17 protein-coding genes are annotated in these 20,100 nt (G+C 73.2%); 10 read left to right on the top strand and 7 right to left on the bottom strand.

Going from position 1 to position 20,100, the window contains the following annotated elements:
• Positions 1-8: 8 nt before the first annotated feature.
• Complete coding sequence (locus tag ACLJPL_RS12440) at positions 9-1,751, bottom strand: MFS transporter (protein WP_411080826.1); 1,743 nt, start codon at positions 1,749-1,751, stop codon at positions 9-11.
• A gap of 79 nt (positions 1,752-1,830) precedes the next feature.
• The gene (locus ACLJPL_RS12445) at positions 1,831-2,910 is read right to left on the bottom strand and encodes a CaiB/BaiF CoA transferase family protein (protein WP_411080827.1); all 1,080 of its coding nucleotides are present in this window, start codon (positions 2,908-2,910) and stop codon (positions 1,831-1,833) included.
• A 216-nt stretch (positions 2,911-3,126) separates the two neighbouring features.
• Between ACLJPL_RS12445 and ACLJPL_RS12450 the strand changes: the two genes are divergently transcribed.
• The 6 genes from ACLJPL_RS12450 (at position 3,127) to ACLJPL_RS12475 (ending at position 10,172) form a co-directional block, all read left to right on the top strand.
• Positions 3,127-4,248 carry an epoxide hydrolase family protein gene (locus ACLJPL_RS12450; RefSeq protein ID WP_411080828.1) on the top strand — a complete coding sequence of 374 codons (1,122 nt, stop codon included), beginning with the start codon at positions 3,127-3,129 and terminating at the stop codon, positions 4,246-4,248.
• 24 nt (positions 4,249-4,272) lie between these two features.
• On the top strand, positions 4,273-5,517 hold the full coding sequence (locus ACLJPL_RS12455; RefSeq protein WP_411080829.1) for a cytochrome P450: 1,245 nt from the start codon (positions 4,273-4,275) through the stop codon (positions 5,515-5,517).
• A complete protein-coding gene (locus ACLJPL_RS12460; protein WP_411080830.1) occupies positions 5,514-6,533 on the top strand; it encodes a zinc-binding dehydrogenase in 1,020 nt (339 codons plus the stop codon). The genes ACLJPL_RS12455 and ACLJPL_RS12460 overlap by 4 nt, the downstream gene beginning before the upstream one ends.
• Positions 6,534-6,736: 203 nt before the next feature.
• Positions 6,737-7,858, top strand: coding sequence for a winged helix DNA-binding domain-containing protein (locus tag ACLJPL_RS12465; protein ID WP_411080831.1), 1,122 nt, complete (start codon positions 6,737-6,739; stop codon positions 7,856-7,858).
• Between the two features lie 131 nt (positions 7,859-7,989).
• The gene (locus ACLJPL_RS12470; RefSeq protein ID WP_411080832.1) at positions 7,990-8,754 is read left to right on the top strand and encodes an SDR family NAD(P)-dependent oxidoreductase; all 765 of its coding nucleotides are present in this window, start codon (positions 7,990-7,992) and stop codon (positions 8,752-8,754) included.
• 188 nt (positions 8,755-8,942) lie between these two features.
• Entirely contained in the window at positions 8,943-10,172 is a 1,230-nt protein-coding gene (locus tag ACLJPL_RS12475) for a cytochrome P450 (RefSeq protein ID WP_411080833.1), read from the top strand.
• 192 nt (positions 10,173-10,364) lie between these two features.
• On the opposite strand, the gene ACLJPL_RS12480 is transcribed toward ACLJPL_RS12475, so the two are convergent.
• Both ACLJPL_RS12480 and ACLJPL_RS12485 read right to left on the bottom strand, forming a co-directional pair.
• Positions 10,365-11,819: an alpha/beta fold hydrolase gene (locus ACLJPL_RS12480; protein ID WP_411080834.1), complete on the bottom strand. Its 1,455-nt coding sequence runs from the start codon at positions 11,817-11,819 to the stop codon at positions 10,365-10,367.
• A gap of 21 nt (positions 11,820-11,840) precedes the next feature.
• The gene (locus ACLJPL_RS12485; RefSeq protein WP_411080835.1) at positions 11,841-13,331 is read right to left on the bottom strand and encodes an MFS transporter; all 1,491 of its coding nucleotides are present in this window, start codon (positions 13,329-13,331) and stop codon (positions 11,841-11,843) included.
• Between the two features lie 376 nt (positions 13,332-13,707).
• On the opposite strand from ACLJPL_RS12485, the gene ACLJPL_RS12490 reads away from it, so the two are divergent.
• The 4 genes from ACLJPL_RS12490 to ACLJPL_RS12505 all read left to right on the top strand — a co-directional run bounded on the left by ACLJPL_RS12490 (position 13,708) and on the right by ACLJPL_RS12505 (position 16,826).
• Positions 13,708-14,031: a 2Fe-2S iron-sulfur cluster-binding protein gene (locus tag ACLJPL_RS12490; RefSeq protein WP_411080836.1), complete on the top strand. Its 324-nt coding sequence runs from the start codon at positions 13,708-13,710 to the stop codon at positions 14,029-14,031.
• Entirely contained in the window at positions 14,031-15,317 is a 1,287-nt protein-coding gene (locus ACLJPL_RS12495; RefSeq protein WP_411080837.1) for an NAD(P)/FAD-dependent oxidoreductase, read from the top strand. The genes ACLJPL_RS12490 and ACLJPL_RS12495 overlap by 1 nt, the downstream gene beginning before the upstream one ends.
• Entirely contained in the window at positions 15,310-15,894 is a 585-nt protein-coding gene (locus tag ACLJPL_RS12500) for a hypothetical protein (RefSeq protein WP_411080838.1), read from the top strand. The genes ACLJPL_RS12495 and ACLJPL_RS12500 overlap by 8 nt, the downstream gene beginning before the upstream one ends.
• Positions 15,895-16,055: 161 nt before the next feature.
• Complete coding sequence (locus tag ACLJPL_RS12505) at positions 16,056-16,826, top strand: VOC family protein (protein ID WP_411080839.1); 771 nt, start codon at positions 16,056-16,058, stop codon at positions 16,824-16,826.
• A gap of 207 nt (positions 16,827-17,033) precedes the next feature.
• On the opposite strand, the gene ACLJPL_RS12510 is transcribed toward ACLJPL_RS12505, so the two are convergent.
• The 3 genes from ACLJPL_RS12510 to ACLJPL_RS12520 form a co-directional block, all read right to left on the bottom strand.
• Positions 17,034-18,299 (bottom strand): cytochrome P450, encoded by a 1,266-nt coding sequence (locus tag ACLJPL_RS12510; protein ID WP_411080840.1) that lies wholly within the window; start codon positions 18,297-18,299, stop codon positions 17,034-17,036.
• 173 nt (positions 18,300-18,472) lie between these two features.
• Positions 18,473-19,603 carry a hydrolase gene (locus tag ACLJPL_RS12515; protein ID WP_411080841.1) on the bottom strand — a complete coding sequence of 377 codons (1,131 nt, stop codon included), beginning with the start codon at positions 19,601-19,603 and terminating at the stop codon, positions 18,473-18,475.
• A complete protein-coding gene (locus tag ACLJPL_RS12520) occupies positions 19,600-20,091 on the bottom strand; it encodes an SRPBCC family protein (protein ID WP_411080842.1) in 492 nt (163 codons plus the stop codon). The genes ACLJPL_RS12515 and ACLJPL_RS12520 overlap by 4 nt, the downstream gene beginning before the upstream one ends.
• Positions 20,092-20,100 lie beyond the last annotated feature (9 nt).

The following is a 20,100-nucleotide window of genomic DNA, read 5'->3' on the forward strand; positions in this document are numbered from 1 at the left end:
TGCTGGTCTCAGGCGACCTGCGGCGTCTCGGCGTCCTCCTCGTCGGCGGGCTCCTCGCGGAGCCTGCGCGGTACGGCGAAGAGCAGGAAGAACACCACGACGGTGATGCCGATGAACACGAACAGCAGGGTCTGGAAGCTGGCGGCGAAGGACGTGCCCGTCACCTTCCCCTGGTAGCCGTCGAGCACCGCGGAGACCTCGGGGTCGGTGAGCGGCTCGGCGGTGCAGCTCGCCGGGTCGATCGCGAGGTCCTTCTCGCCGGCGCGGTCCACGGCGCAGGTGCGGTAGGCGGTGGTGACGCTCTCCGCCTCGCCCGGGCTGATCCCGGCGGTGGCGACGAGTTCCTTGCGCAGGTCGGGCAGCTGGTCGTCGACGCTGGCGCCGGTGTTGCCCACCAGGCCGCCGAAGAAGACCACGCTGACCAGGGCGCCGCCGATCGCGAAGCCCAGCTGGGTGTTGGTGTTGACGAGACCGGAGGCGGAGCCCGCGTCCTTGTGGTCGACCTCGGACGTCACGATCAGCGGCAGCGGGGTCGCCACCGTGCCGAAGCCCAGACCGATCAGGAAGAGCGGGATCGCGATGTTCCAGGAGGTGACGTCGCTGCCGTACTCCCCGGCGACCCAGATGTACGAGCCGAGACCGGCGATCAGGACCAGCGCGCCGGCCTGCATGGCCTTGCGGCCGAACTTCGGGACCAGGATCATCACGGACGACGTGGCGGTCAGGAACGCGCCGATGCAGAACGGGAGGCTGGTGAGGCCGGCGCGCATCGGGGACCAGCCCTGGCCGATCTGCATGTAGAGCGTCCACCCGATGGTGAACATGCCCATGCCGGTGTAGAAGATCAGGTTGACCGCCAGGCCCGAGGAGAAGCTCCGGGTGCGGAACAGGCCCAGCTCCACGAGCGGCGAGCCGTCCTTGCGGGTCTTGTGCTTCTGCCACAGGACGAAGCCGATGAGCACCGGCACCGACAGCACCATGGAGACGTAACCCCAGGTCGGCCAGCCGAGCTCACGGCCCTGGAGCAGCGGGTAGACCAGCATGACCAGACCCAGGGTGGCCAGGATGACGCCGAGGTTGTCGAGCTTGAGCGCCTGGGGCGCCTTGGACTCGGTGATCACCTTGGAGCCGTAGAACAGGCCGACCAGGCCGATGGGCACGTTGATCAGGAAGATGAGGCGCCAGTCGAGGCCGAAGAGGTTCCACTCGACCATCAGACCGCCCACGGCGAGCCCGAGGGTGGCCGCGAGACCGCCGACCAGGCCGTGCAGGGCGAAGGCGGTGCCGCGCTCCTTCTTGGAGAAGGTGACGTGGATGATCGACAGCACCTGCGGGATCATCACACCGGCGAACGCGCCCTGAAGGATGCGGGACGCCACGAGCTGCCAGGGCTCCTGGGCCAGGCCCGCCGTCAGCGACGTCAGGGTGAACCCGGCGACACCGATCATGAACATCTTCTTGCGGCCGAAGATGTCGCCGAGGCGGCCGCCGAGGATGAGCGTCAGGGCGAAGGCCATCTGGTAGCCGACCAGGACCCACTGGATCGCCGCGTAGCCGGCGCCCAGCTCACGCTGCATGGAAGGGGCCGCCACGTTGGCGACGGTGCCGTCGAGCAGGTCCATGAAGGCGGAGACGAGCAGCACCAGCAGCGCCGCCCAGCGCTTCGGATCCAGCTTCACCGAGCCGGCATCCGTCTCCTTCACTTCCACCTCCGTCTCCGCGGACGGAGCCTGCTCCGAGGAAATAGCCATGGTGTACCTCTCTGAAATCTGGGGGCGCGGGGGGTTGGGACGTCCCGGAGGGATCCCCAAAGGGCCGGGCGCGGTCAGGTCACGGCCTGCGGCCGTGGGGGTCCACTCCGCAGGATTCCGGTTGTCGGTGGAGTACCGCTGGAGTGCGGCTGAAGCGTGGTGCGGGAGCGGCGGGAGCGCTGTTCCTGGACCGCTGGTGGGGGTGGAGCGCGGCTTCGTCGACGCGCAGCACGGGGGTGACGCAAGCCTCCGTTTCCTCGAAGCGCCGGGCCCAGGCGTCCCGGTCGTGGCGCAGGAAGCGATCGGCGAACACCCGTCGCAGAGCGGGCCAGTTGTCCGGGTCCGAACGGTCCGGCAGGAGTACGGGATCGAGCTCCAGGCCGTCCAGGAGAGCGGCGTAGAAGCGGTCCTCCAGGGCCCCGACGGCGACGTGGCCGCCGTCGGCGCAGGCGTAACAGGTGTAGAAGGGCGCACCGCCGTCGAGGAGGTTGACGCCCCGCTCGTGCCGCCACTGCCGGGCGTCCGCCATCCCGACGACCATGCCCAGCAGGCTGTTCACCCCGTCCAGGATCGAGGCGTCGACGACCTGGCCGAGCCCGGAGGCGGCGCGTTCGTGGAGCGCCGCGAGGACGCCCGCGACCAGGTACATCGCGCCGCCGCCGAAGTCGCCCAGCAGGTTCACGGGCGGCACCGGGGGCCCGCCCGACTGGCCCGTCGCGTACAACGCGCCGGTCAGGGCCAGGTAGTTGATGTCGTGGCCGGGGGTGAGGGCGAGCGGTCCTTCCTGCCCCCAGCCGGTCATCCGGGCGTAGACGAGAGCGGGGTTGCGCCGGAGGCACGGCTCGGGTCCGATGCCCAGCCGTTCCGCGACCCGCGGCCGGAACCCCTCGACGAGCACGTCGGCCCCGGCCACGAGCCGTAGCAGCTCCTCGACGCCGGCCGGGTCCTTCAGATCGAGGGCGACCGTCCGCCGGCCCCGGTCCAGCTCCCGGTGCCAGGCGGCGAACGACCTGCGGCCGTCCGCCCGTTCGACCCGCAGCACATCGGCCCCGAGGTCCGCGAACATCATGCACGCGAAGGGGACGGGCCCGATCGCCGAGAGCTCGACGACCTTCAGTCCGTGCAGCGGTCCGGTCGCGGTGGATGTGCTGTCGCTCATCGCTGCTCCTCCTGGTCGCCTCTCGCGGGTCGGACAGGCCCCCGCAGGGTGGGGACGCGGCCTCGCGTACGGCACGAGGCGGGGCGGAGCGCGGGGGTCGCGCTGACGCTTTCGGGCCGGCCGACGGGTTCCAGCCCGGCTCAAGGGGCCGTCCGTAGCGTCCCGCCGCACAGCGTCAGCTGGACCGGCCTTTCACAGCCCTGGAGGAAACCCCGCATGAGTACGGCACTCACGCCCTTCCGCGTCGCGTTTCCCGAGGCGGACCTCGACGATCTGAGGGACCGGCTGGCGCGCACCCGGTGGCCCGAGGCCGAGACGGTGGACGACTGGTCGCAGGGCGTCCCGCTGGACTACCTGCGCGACCTCGCCGAGCGCTGGCGCACCTCCTACGACTGGCGGGCCACCGAGGCCCGGCTCAACGCCCTTCCGCAGTACCGCACCGAGATCGACGGGCTCGGCGTGCACTTCCTGCATGTGCGCTCCCCCCACCCCCAGGCGGTACCCCTGCTGCTCAGCCACGGCTGGCCCGGCTCGGTCGTCGAGTTCCTGGAGCTGATCGGGCCGCTGACCGACCCCGAGGACCCGGCCGACGCCTTCCACGTGGTCGCCCCCTCGCTGCCGGGCTACGCGTTCAGCGACAAGCCCGCCTCGACCGGCTGGACCGTGGAGCGCACCGCCGCCGCCTGGGCGGAGCTCATGGCGCGCCTCGGCTACGAGCGGTACGCGGCGCACGGCGTGGACTGGGGCTCGTTCCTCACCGGGGCGCTGGGGACGGCCGACGCGGCGCATCTGATCGGCATCCACCTGGTGATGCCGTTCGCCCGGCCGCCGCAGGAGCAGGTGGAGCTGGACGCCCGCGACCTGGCGGGGCTCGCGGCGCTCAAGGAGTTCCAGCAGCACGAGGGCGGCTACTCGGCCGTCCAGTCCACCCGCCCGCAGACCCTCGGCTACGGCCTCACCGACTCGCCCGTGGCCCAACTGGCCTGGATGGTGGAGAAGTACCGGGCGTGGAGCGACCACGACGGGGACCTGGAGAAGGTGATCCCCGCCGAACGCCTGCTGGACGCGGTCACCCTGGCCTGGCTGGCGGGGACCGGCGCCTCCTCCTCGCGGATCTACTGGGAGAGCCACAACAAGATGGCCCTGGACCGGGTCGACGTCCCCACGGCCTGCTCGGTCTTCCCCCGGGACGCGCGGATGCCGCGCGCCTGGTGCGAGCACCGGTTCACCGATCTGCGCCGGTGGACGGACCACGAGCGCGGCGGCCACTTCCCCGCGCTGGAGCAGCCGGACGTGCTCGTGGACGAACTGCGCTCCTTCTTCCGGCCGCTTCGCTGACCGCAGGGCCGAGGAGGCACAACCATGGATTCCTGCCCCGTCGGCGCTCACGGTGAGCTGCCCGACTTCCCCTTCCCCGGGTCCGGTTACGACGGGCCCGCCCCGCTCCTGGCAGAGCTCGCCGCCGAGCGGCCCGTCCTGCGGGTCGACTGGGCCGGCGGCGGCCACGCCTGGCTGGTGACCCGCCACGAGGACGTACGGGCCGTGCTGGAGGACCCGCGCTTCAGCCGGGCCGCTGCCTACGCACCGGACGCGCCCCGGTTCAGCGGGCTGTTCCAGGCCCCGCCCGGGATGATCGTCTCGCTGGACCCGCCGGACCACACCCGGCTGCGGGGTCTGGCCGCGCAGGCGTTCTCGCCGGAGCGTATCGAGGCGATGCGCCCCCGGGTCCGGGAGCTGGCGGGCGGGCTGCTGGACGTGCTGGACAAGGAGGCGGACGGGGGCCCCGTCGACCTGGTCGCCGGGTTCGCCGCCCCGCTGGCGATGACGGTCATCTGCGAACTGCTCGGCGTGCCGGAGGCGGACCGGGACCGGTTCCATTCCTGGGTACGCCGCTTCGCGGACGTCTCGGCCCCCGAGGAGGAGTCCGCCGAGGGCGGCAGGCTGCTCGGCGGCTATATCGCGGAGCTGGTCTCGGCCCGGCTCCGCGAGCCCGGCGACGACGTGCTGTCGGCGCTGGCCGGGGCCCGCTCGGGGGAGGACCGGCTGTCCTTCGACGAGCTCGTCGGCCTCGGCTTCACCCTGCTGGGCGCGGGCTTCGACTCCTCGGCGGGCCAGATCGGGAACTTCACCGCCATGCTGCTGGCCCGGCACCCCGGGATGTGGCGCAGGCTGGGCGAGGAGCCCGGGGAGATCCCGGCCGCCGTGGAGGAACTGCTGCGCATCGTCAACCTGAACGGCAACGACACCTCCGGCCTGCCCCGCATCGCCCTGGAGGACGTGACCATCGGCGACACCACGGTGCCGGCCGGCGACGCGGTGTTCCTGGCCTTCGTCACGGCCAACCGCGACCCGGACGTCTTCCCCGAGGGCGCGCGGGCCGACTTCGCCCGCGCCCACAACCCGCATCTGGCGTTCGGGCACGGCATCCACCGCTGCCTGGGCGCACCTCTGGCCCGGCTGGAACTGGCCGTGGCGCTGGAGGAGTTGACCTGCCGTTTCCCCGACGCCCATCTCGCCGTGCCGGAGTCCGCACTCCCCTGGCGGGTGGGCGACGTCAACCACAACCTGTCCCGTCTCCCCCTCCACCTGCGAAGGAGCACCGCATGAGTGCCGATCAGCTGCCGACGACCAGCCGTGAGGTCAGGCTGGCCTCCTACCCCGAGGGCGAAGTGACCCTCGACCACTTCGAACTCGCCGAGTCCGAGCTCGCCGAGCCGGGCGAGGGCCAGGTCGTCGTCCGTAACGACTGGATGGCCCTGGGGTCCGTCGCCCTGGACCAGATGAACCCGGACACCACACTGCCGATCCCGGTGTTCCAGCCGGGGGTCGCCCTGTGGGGCCGGACCGTCGGGACGGTCGTCCGGTCCAACAGCCCGGCCCTGGCCGTCGGCGATCTGGTGGAGCACTTCTCGGGCTGGCGCGACTACGCCGTGGGCGCCGCCCACGAGTTCTACAAGCGGGACCGCTCGCTGCTGCCGTCGCCCGAGTACTTCCTCTCCCAGGGCCCGACCGCCTGGCACGGCATGGTGGAGACCGCGCAGGTCAAGGAGGGCGACATCGTCTTCGTCTCCGGCGCGACCAACGGCGTGGGGGCCCTGGCCGGACAGATCGCCCGGCTGCACGGCGCGGCGAAGGTCATCGGCAGCACCGGGTCCAAGGAGAAGATCGACTTCCTGGTGAAGGAGGTCGGCTTCGACGCGGCCTTCGACTACCACGACGGGCCGGTGGCCGAGCAGTTGGCCGCACTGGCCCCCAACGGCGTGGACGTGGTGTTCGACAACGTCGGCGGCGAGCAGTTCGAGGCGGCCGTGCAGATCGCCTCGCGCGGCGCGCGCTTCGCCCTGTGCGGGGCGCTCGCCGGCCAGCACGGCAACGGCGGGAGCCCCCGGCTCCCCCTGATGTCGGCGATCACCAAGGACCTCACGCTGCGCGGCTTCGCCACGATGCACACCCCGGAACAGCTCGACGGCTGGAACGCCCGCTTCGGGACGTGGCTGGCGGACGGGACGATCGTCTTCCCGCACACGGTCGTGGAGGGCGGGGTGCCCGCGCTCCCCCAGGCGTTCCTGGACCTGCTGGACCGCCGCTACAGCGGGACCGTCCTGGTCAGGCTGGGCGGCTGACGCCCTCACCTGCTGACGCCCTCCCCCTCCTGGTCGGGTCCGGCGGCCGACACCGCCGGACCGCCGTCCGCGCCCCGGGTCCACGCGACCCGGGGCGCGGACGGCGTTGCCGTGCGCCCCGGCCGAATCCGTCGCCCGACACCACCCCCGTACGACCTCCCGCGACCCCACCCCCGTACGACCTCATGAAGGACAGGACGCCCATGGCCGCACCGGACCCGGACCCCGACGTACTGGACGACGCGCGGCTCAACCGGGCCCTGCTGGCGCGTCAGTTGCTGCTGGCGCGCTCGGATCTCACCGCCGTGGAGGCGGTGGAGCACCTGGTCGGCATGCAGGCCCAGGCGCCCAACCCGCCGTACGTCGGCCTGTGGACTCGACTCGCGGGGTTCCGGACCCCGGACCTGGCGGACGGGGTGCGGAGCCGGGAGGTGGTGCGGCTGGTGCTGATGCGCGGGACCATCCACCTGGTGTCCGCCCGGGACTGCCTGCGGCTGCGGCCGGTGCTCGCCGAGTCGCTGGAGCGTTCGCTGAGCGGCACGTTCGGGCGGAAGCTGGCGGGGCTCGACCTCGCCGAGGTGGTGGCGCTGGGGGTGGAGATCCTGGAGAAGGAGTCGCTGACCCTGGGCGCGCTCGGCAGCCGCCTCGCGGAGCGGTGGCCGGACCGCGACGCGTTCGCGCTGGCCAACGCCGTACGCAATCTGACGCCCCTGGTCCAGGTGCCGCCGCGCGGGCTGTGGGGCGAGAGCGGGCAGGCCGCCCACACCACGGCGGCGGCCTGGCTCGGCCGCGCACCGGACGCCGACCCCGATGCGGCGGCGGTGGTGGAGCGCTACCTCGCCGCCTTCGGCCCGGCGTCGGTGAAGGACATGCAGGTGTGGTCGGGCATGAGCCGCCTGGCGTCCGTCGTGGCGCGGCTGGGGCCGCGCCTCCGGGTCTTCCGGGGCGTCGACGGACGTACGCTCTACGACCTCCCCGACGCGCCGAGGCCGGCCGCCGACACCCCCGCGCCGGTCCGGTTCCTGCCGGACTTCGACAACATCCTGCTGTCGCACGCCGACCGGTCGCGCATCCTCACCGAGGAGCAGCGCGGGCACGTCTTCACCCGCAACGGCCTGATCAGGCCCACCTTCCTGGTCGACGGACGGGTCGCGGGCATGTGGAGCGTCGACCGCGAACGGGGGGCCGCCCGGCTGGTGCTGCGGCCCTTCGCACCGCTCGCCCGGACGGTACGGGAGGAGCTGGCCGAGGAGGGTGGGCGGCTGCTCTCCTTCGCGGCGGCGGACAGCACCTCGGCCGAGGTCGTCTTCGACGGGCGCCCCTGAGGGCGGGGGCCTGGCCCCTGCTCCGGCGGCGGGGCTCCGCGTCCGCTCGACCGCCGCCCCAGCCCCGTTCGGTGTACTGGCGGCCCGGCCCCGCCACCACGCCGCCACACCGGCCGAGAGAGGGAACTGCCATGTCGGACCAGCCTTTTGCCGATCGGACCGTCGTCGTCACCGGAGGAGGCACCGGTATCGGCCGGGCCTCCTCCCTGGCCTTCGCCGGCCTCGGCGCCCGTACCGTCATCATCACCGGCCGCCGCGAGGACCGGCTCGCCGAAGTCGCCGCCCTGCACCCGGCGATCGTCCCCGTCGTCGCGGACGTGACCACGCAGGCCGGTGCGGACGCCGTCGCCGCGGCGGTGAAGGACCGCGGCGGCGCCCTGGACGTCCTGGTGCACAACGCGGGCGTCTTCCGCTTCACGCCGCTGGCCGCGCTGGACCCCGACACCGCACGCGAGGTGCTGGAGACCAACGTCCTCGGGCCGGTGCTGCTGACCCGCCAACTCCTCCCGCTGCTGCGCACGCCCGGCGGCAGCATCGTGCTGGTGTCCAGCCGGGGCGGGCACAACCCCGGCCCGGAGAGCTCCCTGTACTCCGCGAGCAAGGCGGCTGTGCACAGCTTCACCCGGAGCTGGGCGGCCGAACTCGCCCCGCAGGGCGTCCGGGTCAACGCCGTCGCCCCCGGTTTCGTCCGCACGGAGGCGTACCAGGCCAACGGCCTCTCCCCGGAACAGGTGGAGGGGCTCTTCGCCGGCGTCGCACAGTCCGTGCCGCTCGGCCGGATCGCGGAGGCCGAGGAGATCGCCGCCTGGGTGACCCGGCTCGCCGAGCCCTCCGACTCCCTCGTCACCGGTCAGATCCTGACCCTGGACGGCGGCATGGACGTGGCCGCACGCTGAGCGGCGTACGTCTCCACCCGTCCCACCCGCGCACCGCAGGACAGCCGGACAGCCGCGCCGCCGGAACAGCAGCACCGCAGGAACAGCCGCACCGCCGGACGGCGGCAGCACCGCAGGACAGCCGCACAGCCGTGCGTCGCACCACCCGCGTGTCATCACTTTCACGGACCGGAGAGGATCGATCCCCTGTGACCATCAGTGACCTGGAGTCAGCTGCCCCCGCCGAGGCGGAGGCGGAGACGTTCCCGTACAAGCGCCAGTGCCCGTTCACTCCCCCGCGGGCCTACACCGAGATGGTCGAGAAGGACGTCTCGCAGGTCACGCTGGACGGATCCGGCCTGCGCATATGGACGGTGACGGGCTATCAGACGATACGGGAGCTGCTGACCGACCCGCGTCTGAGCGCGTCCCGCAAGCACGACAACTTCCCCTTCTACTTCGTCGCGCCGCCGGAGTACCGTACGGAGACCTCCTTCATCGGCTACGACGGCCAGGCCCACAGCAGCACCCGCCGCAAGGCCGCGCTCACCTTCACGCACCGGCAGGTCCAGCGGCTGCGCCCGCGCATCGAGGAGATCGTCGACGACCACCTCGACCAGCTGCTGGCGCTGGAGGCCCCGGCCGACTTCCACCGGGTCTTCTCCCTCGCCGTGCCGATGACCGTGATCTGCGAGCTGCTGGGCATTCCGCAGGACCAGCACGAGTTCTTCATCAAGCACGGCACCGCGCTGCTCGGCGGGCACAGCTCGACCGAGGAGCGGCAGGCCGCCATCGTCGAGGTGAACGCCTACATCAGCGAGCTGATCCAGCAGAAGAAGAAGGAGCCGGGCGAGGACCTGCTCAGCCGGGCGATGGCCGACTACGAGGCGTCCGGCGAGGAGTACACCGACCGCGACCTGTTCAACATGGTCCGGCTGCTCATGAACGGCGGGCACGAGACCACCGCCAGCCAGATCTCCCTCGGCACGGCCTGCCTGCTGGAGAACCCCGACCAGCTGGAGCTGCTGATCAACGACCCGTCCCTGGTGAAGCCGGCGGTGGAGGAGCTGGTGCGGTTCGCGACCATCGGCGACACCGCCGTGCCCCGGGTCGCCCTGGAGGACATCGAGGTGGCGGGCCAGATCATCCGCAAGGGCGACGGCATCCTGTGCCTGGGCCTGGCGGCCAACCGGGACCCGGACGTCTTCCCCGAGCCGGAGAAGCTCGACATCCGGCGCGGCAGCCGCAAGCACCTCGGGTTCGGGCACGGCGTGCACCACTGCATCGGCGCGGACCTCGCCCGGCTGGAGCTGGAGATCGTCTGGAGCAAGCTGTTCCAGCGCATCCCGACGCTCAAGCTGGCCAAGCCCTTCCTGGACATCCCCCGCAAGGAGGGCGCGGTCATCTACGGCCTGTGGGAGCTGCCGGTCACCTGGTGACCGGAGGTCGCTGAGCCGGAGAGCGGGGTGCCCGGTGTCGGCGGTGGGAATCGGGCGGTGTCGTCGGGGTGGACGGCGCCGCCCTTCCGCATGTTCCGTCACGTGTCCGGTTACGCGCCCGGGCACGGCAGAACGCCCGGCCGGGGGGTCCGGCCGGGCGTTCTCCGTCGTCCGTGTGCCTACCGCGTCCGCCTATGCCGGTGCGTGCGCGTCCGTCTGCGCCTCCGTGTCCGCCGGCACGTCCGGGCGCGGGGTCCGGCCCGGGCAGGTCGAGCGCTCGGGGGGCAGCACCCCGTCGACCAGATAGCGGTGGACCACGGCGTCCACGTGCGGGTTGCCCCCGAGCACGTACACCTCGTGCTCGCCGGAGTCCTCGACGGTGAGCAGGTGGTGGCCGAGCAGTTCGGCCATGGCCACGCCGCCGTCGTAGTGGTCCATCGGGTCGCCGTCCGCCTGCACGATCAGGCCGGTCGGGTAGCCGTCGCGGACCGGTGCGACCGGCGGCTCGGGGGCCTCGAAGGCGCGGAAGGCCCCCACCCACGGCGAGGCCCGCAGGACCCCGAAGCCGTACGGGAAGCGCTTGCGGAACTCGCGCATGTCCTGGTAATAGACCTCCAGGTCGTCCGGCCAGGCGTGCTCCAGCGTGATGGCCTCCAGGACGCCGATGCGCAGGTCGCCCTCATTGTCCGCCGGCCGCCAGGTGCCCTGTTCGGCCAGCAGCTCGCCGCAGGCGTCCGCGTCGCCCGCCCGGGCGGCCCGGTGGACGCCCGCGACCAGGGCCGCGAGCCCGTCCCAACGGCCCCGGTCGGCGGCCCTGTTGCCCACGGCCCCGTCGAACAGGGTGCGCAGGCGCACGGCCCCGTCGGGCAGCGCCTCCAGGGCGGCGACGGCCTCCTCGACGGTGGTGAGCACCCGCTCGGCCGATGTGCCGATGCCGAAGCTGCCGTGCCGCTCGCCGGCCCAGCCCGCCCACAGGTCGACGTTGCGCTGCACGGCGTCCCCCTGCTGGAGGAACTGCTCGCGCCAGGTCCAGTGCGGGCCGACGCAGGAGTCGAGCACCAGCCGGTCGAGGCCGCCGGGGAAGAGGCTCCCGTACACGACGCCCACGTACGCGCCGTACGCGTATCCGACGAAGCTGATGCGGTCCTCGCCCAGCGCCCCCCGGATCACGTCGATGTCCCGGGCGGTGTTGGGGGTGCTGATGTAGGGGCGCAGCTCGCCGCCGCCCCGGGCGCACGCCTCCTCACGCCGTCGCATGTCCTGCGCCAGCCCGGCGAAGGCGCCGTCCGGCGGGCGGGAGTCGAACGGCTGGGCGGGGACGGCGACTTCGGCGTACAGGCGGGTCGACTCGCCGATGCCCCGGGGGTCGAAGCCGATGAGGTCGTAGACCTCCTCCAGGGGCGTGCCGGCGTACCGGTCGGGCAGGTCGCGGCCGCCGCCCCAGTCGCCGCCGGGGCCTCCGTTGACGGCCAGCAGAATGCCGCGCCGCCGCGCGGGGTCGGTGGCGCGGCGGCGGCTGAGGGCGAGCGTGATCCGCTCGCCCCCGGGATCGGCGTAGTCGCGGGGGACCTCGATCGTCGCGTGCTCGACCTGGTCGTTGTCGGGTGCGGGCGACCATTGCAGCCGCTGTGTGTGGAACTGGCTCACCACCGCAAACCTCCGTATCAGTCAGGCCGCCACTTTCTCCGGGTCGCCTTGAGAGGGGCTGGACTGCTTCCGGACCGGTACGAACAGGGCCGCCACCAAGCCCGCCAGGGCGAAGAGGCCCGCTCCGGCGAGGGCCAGGCCGTAGCCGGAGGCGAGCGCGTCGGTGTGGGCCGCGCCCTCGGCCGCGCGGGCGTCGATGCGGGCGGCGGACAGGGCGGCGAGGGTCACCAGGCCGACAGCGCTGCCGAGTTGGCGGGTGGTGTTGAGCAACCCGGAGGCCAGTCCGGCCTGATGGGCGGGGAGCCCGGCCGTGGCCGCGTTGGTCGTGGCGTTGAGCACCGCGCCCATGCCGAAGCCGAGCAGGGTGGCGGGGCCGAGGACGGACCCGGTGTAGGCAGCTCCGGCGTCCACCGCGGAGAGCCAGAACAGGGCGACGGCGGAGAGGCCGAGCCCGCCGAGCAGGATCGGGCGGGGGCCGGTCCTGGGCACCAGGCGGGCGACGCCCCAGCCGCCCAGCGCGATGCCGAGCGAGAGCGGGAGATAGCTGAGTCCGGTGCGCAACGGGCTGTAGTGGAGCACCTGTTGGAGGACCAGCGTGAAGAAGTAGAAGGTGCTGAAGAGGGCCGCGATGCCGAAGAAGGCCACCAGGTTCGCGGCGGCGACCGAGCGGTTGCGGAAGACGCCCAGCGGTACGAGGGGGTGGGCGGCGAAGCGCGCCTGGATCACCACGAACGCGGCGAGCAGCACCGCACCGGCCAGCAGCGGGCCGAGCACCCGCACGGAGCCCCAGCCGTGGACGTGGGCCTCGGCGACCCCGTACACGGCGGCCATCAGACCGAGGGTGACCGTGACCGCGCCGGGCAGGTCCAGCCCGCGTCCGGAGCCGGTCCGGCGGGGGCGGGTCTCGGGGACGACCCAGCGGACGGTGGCGAACAGGACGAGCCCGATCGGCAGGTTGACGAGGAAGATCCAGCGCCAGGAGAACCAGTGGATGATGACCCCGCCGGCCAGCACCCCGACCGCTCCGGCGACTCCGGACACGGCGCTCCACCAGCCGAACGCCTTCGCCCTCGCGCCCGGCCCGGTGAACGTGGTGCCCAGGACGGTGAGCGTGGCGGGGGCCATCACGGCCGCGCCGAGGCCCTGGAAGGCACGGGCGAGCACCAGGGTCAGCGGTGCGTCCGCCGCCCCTCCGACCACGCTGGCGAGGGTGAACAGCCCGACGCCGAACAGGAAGATGCGCCGCTGGCCGAAGATGTCGGCGAGTCTGCCGCCGAGCAGCAGGAAGCCGCAGACCGCGACCGTGTAGGCGTTGTTGACCAGTTGGAGGTTGTGCGCGTCGAAGCCCAGGTCCCGGGCGATGACGGGCAGGGCCACGTTCACCACCGAGGCGTCCAGCACGTTCATGAACTGGCCCAGGCAGCAGGCGGCGAGGATGAGGGGCAGCCGGAGGCCGGCGCCGCCCCTGCCGGGTGGGGAAGCCGTGTCCCGTGTCCGATCGGTCACTGTCATGCGGGCAAGCTGCGCCGGTCCGATCGACCGGGGATCGACCAGCGGTAGCGCGTCGGTCGAGGCCGCCGCGCGATCCGCGGCGGCGGTCGGGGCCGCGGGCCCACGGCCTGCGGCGACCGCCCGGGCCGAGGCCGCACGGGCCCGAGCCACGCCCGGGCCGAGGCCGCCCGCACGATCTGCGGCCGCCGCCCGGGCCGAGACCGCACGACCCGCCGCAGCGACCGGCCCGAGCCCCTCGCCCGGCCCGCGCGCACCCGGGCCGGGCCGCCGCCGGGGTCGAGAAGCGCTCCACCGCGCCTGCAGGGAGCTGTCCCACAGTCCGGTGCCGTACCTCCGCACGGCCGGCCGACCGATATGCCACTAGGAGAGCTCGCCCATGGCCAAGATCACCTACAAACATCCGAACGGAACCGTCACCGTCGTCGACGTCGAGGCCCCGAACACGGTCATGCGCGGTGCGAAACTCAACAACGTCGACGGCATCGAGGCCCAGTGCGGCGGCTCCGCGCAGTGCGGCACCTGCCATGTGTACATCGACCCGTCGAACACGCTGCCGCTGCCCGAGATGGACTCCGTCGAGGACGACGTGCTGTACGGCACCGCCTGCGAGCGCTCCGACTTCAGCCGGCTGAGCTGCCAGCTGCCGGTCTCGGACGCGCTCGACGGGCTGCTGGTCCACCTGCCCGAGGCCCAGAGCTGATGGCCGCCGGATCCGTCGTCGTGGCGGGCGCGGGCCAGGCCGGGTTCGAGACGGCGGCGGCCCTGCGCGGCCGGGGGTTCGAGGGGCGCGTCACCTTGATCGGGGACGAGCCGCACCTCCCGGGCCGGCGGCCTCCGCTGTCCAAGGGCTATCTCGCGGGCACGGTCCCGGCCGAGGAGATCGCCCTGCGGCCGGCGTCCTTCTACGCGGACCAGGACATCGAACTGATGACCGGTCAGCGGGTCGCCTCGATCGACCGCGAACGGCGCGCCGTACGACTGGAGTCGGGGCTGCGCCTGCCCTACGGGGCCCTGGTCCTCGCGACGGGCTGCCGGCCCCGCACGCTCGCGGTGCCCGGCGCGTCCCTGGCCGGGGTGCTGACGCTGCGCGACCTGGCGGACGCGGAGGCCCTGCGGCTGCGGCTCGACGGGCCGCCGCGCCGGATCGTCGTGGTCGGCGCGGGGTTCATCGGCCTGGAGGTCGCGGCCACCGCCCGCCGGCTCGGCCACGAGGTGACGGTCGTCGAGGCGCAGCAGCGCGCCCTGGCCCGTGCCCTCACGCCCGCGATGTCGGAGCGCGTCGTCGCCGAGCACCGTGCGGCGGGCGTCCGGGTCCTGCTGGGCCGCGAGGTGTCCGCGCTGTACGGCGACGGGGCGGGCCGGGTCCAGGTGATGGAGCTGCACGGCGGCGAGCGGATCGCGGCCGAACTGGTCGTCGTGGGCGTCGGCGTCGTGCCCCGTACGGAACTGGCGCTGGACGCGGGCCTGACGGTCGGGGACGGCGTCGTGGTCGACGACCGGCTGCGCACCGACGACCCCGACGTCTACGCGCTCGGGGACTGCGCCCGCTTCCCCAGCCCGCACGCGGGCCGCCACATCCGCCTGGAGTCGGTGCAGAACGCCACCGACCAGGCCCGGTGCGTGGCCGCCGCGATCTGCGGCGAGCCGGTTCCGTACCGCGCGGTGCCCTGGTTCTGGTCCGAGCAGTACGCGCTGCGGCTCCAGATGGCGGGGCTCACCGCGGACCACGACGAGACCGTGACCGTGGGCGATGTGGCGGGCGGCCGCTTCTCCGTCTTCTGCTTCCGGGCGGGGCGGCTGGTCGGCGTCGAGTCGCTGAACCGCCCCGCCGACCACGGGATCAGCCGCCGGCTGCTGGCGGCGGGCACGGACCTGTCGCCCGGGACGGTCCGGCGGCCCGGGTTCGACCTCAAGACCTTCACCCGTCCCCCCACACCCGTTCGGAGCAGCGCACCCACCCAGGAAAGGCACACCGCCCATGTCTGAAACCACGTCGCCGCCCCCGCGGCCGACAGCCGGAGCCGATGGCGGCCGGCGGCGCGCCCGGCGCCCGGCCGTACTCCGCCTGATCGGGGTCTGGCTCGCCGTGCTCGCCGTCCTGACCGGGGTGGGCACCGCGACGGCCACCGCAGGTGAGACGTCCGCCCGCCACGGCAAGCCCGCCCAGCACGTCAAGCACGTCACCCTGGCCGGCGCCTGGGACCTGAGCGTGACGGTCCACTCGCCGGACGGGACCACCGTCACCGATTCGCGCTTCGTCTTCCTCCCGAACCACCAGCTGACGGTCGTGGGGCCGGTCGGCGACGACGGGCAGCCCCAGTTCGCCGGAAGCGGCTTCTGGAGCGAGCGGAGGGACGGCACCTTCACCTTCTACGTCACCCACCCGCCGGGCCCGCCGGACGCCCAGTACCCCGGCGACGTCGAGGCGATCCACCTGGGGCGGATCTCCGGGAAGCGCTTCACCTCCACCGCCCACGCCTTCGTCACGGTCGAGGAGAACGGCAGTCCGCAGGGCCCGATCGCCGTCGAGGCCGTCGCCACCCGGGCGCGCCCGGCCCGCTGACCCCGTACGCCCCCACCGAAGGCCCCCCACCGGCCGACGCCCGCGCCCCGGCTCCCGCGAGCCGGACGCGGGCGCGGCTCGTCCAGGACTCCAGCGGCCCCGATTAGCGTCGAAGCCACCGTGACCACCCGCTCACCCTGTGCAGATGAGAGAGGCGAAACATGACCTCGTTCGACGCTGGAGCCCCCTGCTGGGCCGATGTGACCGTGCCCGACCTGGAGGCCGGCAAGCGCTTCTACGGCGAACTGTTCGGCTGGACCTTCCAGCCCGGCGCGGAGGAGTTCGGCCACTACACGCCCGCGCTCAAGGACGGCAAGGACGTGGCCGCGCTCGTCCCCGCCCGGGACGGCGCCCCGGCGGCCTGGAACCTCTACCTGTCCACGCCCGACGTCGAGGAGCTGGCGGTACGGATCGGCGAGGCCGGCGGGAAGGTGACCGCGGGCCCCCTGCCGATCGCGGACGCCGGCACGGTGCTGGTCTCCACCGACCCGGGCGGCACCTCCTTCGGCGCCTGGCAGGCCGGCAGCCGGGAGGGCTTCGCGCTGAAGGGCGCCCCCGGCTCGTTCTTCTGGCCGGAGATCTACACCCGTGACAAGGCCGCGGTGGACCCCTTCTACGAGGCCGTCTTCGGCTACGAGGGCCAGCAGGTCTCCGAGGGCGAGTTCGACTTCAAGCTCTGGTCGCTGCCGGGCGCGCCGTACCCGGTCGCCGCCCGCCTCCAGATGGGCTCGTACATCCCCGCCGAGGTCCCGCCGCACGCGCTGGTGTACTTCTCCGTCGAGGACACGGACGCCGCCGTGGCGAAGGTCCGGGAGCTGGGCGGTGACGTCAGCCGGGAGCCGTCCGACAGCCCCTTCGGCCGCTCCGCGCTGGTCTCCGACGACCAGGGGGCGCGGTTCGCGCTGATGGGCCCGGTCAAGGACGCCGGCTGACCCGCTGCCACCGACCGTACGGAACGGTCCCGGTCGCCCGAAGGGGCGGGCCGGGGCCGTTTCGCATGCCCGGGGAGCGTGGCTCTCGGGAGGAGCGTGGTCCCGGGGGCAGCGTGGTCCTGAGGGGCAGCGTGGTTCTTCTCGGGTACACGCGCGAAGGCCGGTCCCCGCCGCGGCGGGGACCGGCCTTCGGCCGCGCGTCGGGGGTCAGTCGCCCCGGACCACCGGGAGGCTGGTCAGCGTGTGGTTGATCTCCCCGGTGTGCCAGGGCAGTTCGCTCTCCGGCACCGCCAGCTTCAGGTCCGGGAAGCGCCGCACCAGGCCCTCGATGGCGATCTCCATCTCCATGCGCCCCAGGTGCTTGCCCAGGCAGTAGTGCATCCCGTGGCCGAAGGAGATGTGCGGGTTGCGCTCCCGGCCGAGGTCGAGCCGGTCGGGCTGGTCGAAGACCTCCGGGTCCCGGTTGGCCGACGCGAGGGAGAGCAGGACCGCGTCGCCCTTGGGGATCGTCACGTCGCCGACCTCGATGTCCTCGGCCGCGATGCGCGGGAAGCCCGAGGTGTCGGTGGCGAACAGGTTGACGTGCCGGAGGAGTTCCTCGACGGCCTTGGGGATACGGGAGTGGTCCTCGACCAGGTAGCGCCACTGCTCCTGGTGGTCGACCAGCAGGGCCAGCACCGAGTTGGCCAGCTGGTTGGCGGTCGTGTCGAAGCCCGCGCCGATCAGGGTGAAGCCGAAGGTGACCAGCTCCGGCTCGCTGAGGCGGTCGCCCTCGTCGCGGGCCGCGATGAGCTCGGACAGCATGTCGTCGGCGGGGTTGGCCCGCTTTTCCGCGATCAGCCCCACGATGTACTCGCTGAGCTTGCCGAGGGCGTGCAGCGACGCCTCACCGCCGGCCCGGTCGTCGACGGTGGCGAAGGCGCGCGCCCACTGCTCGAACTCCCGCAGATCCTCCGCCGGTACGCCCAGGAGCTCACCGATGACGGTCAGGGGCAGCGGCACCGCGAGCTGCTGGACCAGGTCCACGGTCCCGCCCTTGGCCTCCATGTCGTCCAGGAGCTCGTCCGTGACCCGCTGGACGTTCTCCCGCATCCGCTCGACCCGGCGCATGGTGAACGCGCCCGCCACCAGCTTGCGCAGCCGGGAGTGCTCGGGCGCGTCCAGGGAGATGATCATCTCCGGGGTGGTGTGCATGGTGCCGCCCACGCGCGGGGCGGCCTCCCCGCATGCCTGGGCGCGGCTGAGCCGGGGGTCGGCGGACAGCCGGCGGACGTCCTCGTAACGGGTGATCACCCAGGCGTCCACACCGCCCGCCGTGGGCACCTTCGCCACCGGCTGTTCGTCGCGCAGCCGGCTGTAGAGGGGGGCCGGGCCCCGGTAGCTGGACCCGCTGAAGGGGAAGGTGTGCGCCACCGGGCAGCCGGTGCCCTGGGGCGCCGTCTCCTGGGTGGCCGTCTCCTGGGTGACTGTCACGATGAAACCTCCGCTAGGCGTTACCGGTCGGGGCCAACGTACGTACTGCCGATGGAGGCCAAGTCGCCCGCAACTGGAGCGTGTTGGCCGCGCAGGGTGGTGCGGGCCGGGAACGGGAAGGGGCGTCCGGGATCCCCCGGACGCCCCCGGCCGCCGGCGCGGCGCGGCTTCCTCTACTCCGCCGGGCCGAGCAGCACCGCCGAGTAGTTCTTGCGGGCCGCCGTGTCGTACTGGAGCGCCACATGGCTGGTCGCGGACGTGATGTCGCGCCAGAACCGCTGGAGCGCGTGCCCCTCGCCGAGGCCGCCGGTGCCGGCCGCGCTCACCAGCAGGGCGACCGCCTCGCGCAGGCTCTCGGCGGCGTACGTGGCGTTGCGCTCGTTGCGCGCCATGTGCTCGGGCGTGAACAGCCGGTGGTCCAGGACGTGGGCGTTCTGCTCCACCAGGCCGCGGGCCGCGTCGATCCGGCCGGAGGCGCGGACGAAGGTGAGCTCGGCGGTCTGGTTGCGCCGCCGGCCGGTGACCGATCCGGCCGCGGCCTCCAGGGCTCCGATCGCGGCTCCGACGACCGGGGCGATGAAGGTGAGCCCGCCGACCGCCTGGAAGGGGATGTTGTGCGCGGGGACGCCGGAGGCGGCGTTGCGCCCGGTGAGCATGTCGGTCCGGTCGAAGGACAGATGCGCCGGTACGAACACGTCGTCGACGACCACCGTGTGGCTGCCGGTGGCGCGCATCCCGACGCTGTCCCAGGTCTCCCGCACGCTGTAGGAGCCCCGGGGCAGCGTGAAGAAGCGCAGTTGCGGCGGCCCTTCCGCGCCCGCGACCGCCGCGCAGAGCATGACCCAGTCGGCGAAGTCGACCCCGCTGACGTACGCCCACTGACCGGTGACGCTCCAGCCGCCGTCCACCGGCCTGGCCCGCCCGGCGGGCATCAGCCCGGTCGCCACGACGGTGTCGGGACTCGTCCCCCACAGCGCCTGGTGGCCCTCCTCGGGCAGATGGGCGGCGAAGCGCGCGGAGTACGCGGCCAGCGAGGCGCACCACGCGGAGGCGGCACAGCCCTGGCCGACGGAGACGACCGCGCGGGTCAGCTCGTCGAAGGAGCCCTCCGCGCCGCCGAACCGCGCCGCGACGAAGTGCCGGGCGAACCCGGCCTCCCGGATCGCGTCGGTGACCTCGCGGGACAGGGCCCGTCCGGTGTCCGCGTCGCCCGCGTGCAGGGCCGCCAGCAGGCGCAGCCGGTCGGCCGCTCCGACGAGCCCGGTCGCGGTGGCGGCGGGGGCCGCTGTGGTGTCGACGCTCATGCTCCGGCCCCGTTCGCCACGGCGCGGGCGAAGCGCTCCAGCGTCTCGCCCGGGCTCGGGCCGTCGAGCGCCTTGAAGATCCGCTCGGCGCCCGGTCCGTGCCGGTCCAGCTTGACGTGGGCGAGCGACACCTTGGTGTGCCCGGCGTCGACGGCCTCGAAGTCGACCTCGATCTCACTGGCCCCGTCGTCCGTGGGGATGGACTGCCAGTTGGGGTCGATCCGCCAGGTCATCGCGACCCGCCGGCCCGGCTGCCACTCCAGCACCCGGCCCCACGCGATCTCGGCGCCCTCCACGTCCCACTCGTAGTAACGCCCGCCCACACCCGGCTCGAAGGCCAGTCCGGCCCGCTCCTTGCGCACCAGGATGTGGCTCGGCGGCCACCAGTCCCCGGGGCGCTCGGTGAAGACCTTGAAGCACTGGTCGGGCGTCGCCGCCACGGTCACCGACTTCTTGACATCGGGCAGGGTCTGCGTCTGCTCGGGCACGGGGCCTCC

This window comes from Streptomyces sp. cmx-18-6 (assembly GCF_046548915.1).
In the GTDB taxonomy this organism is placed as follows: Bacteria; Actinomycetota; Actinomycetes; order Streptomycetales; family Streptomycetaceae; genus Streptomyces.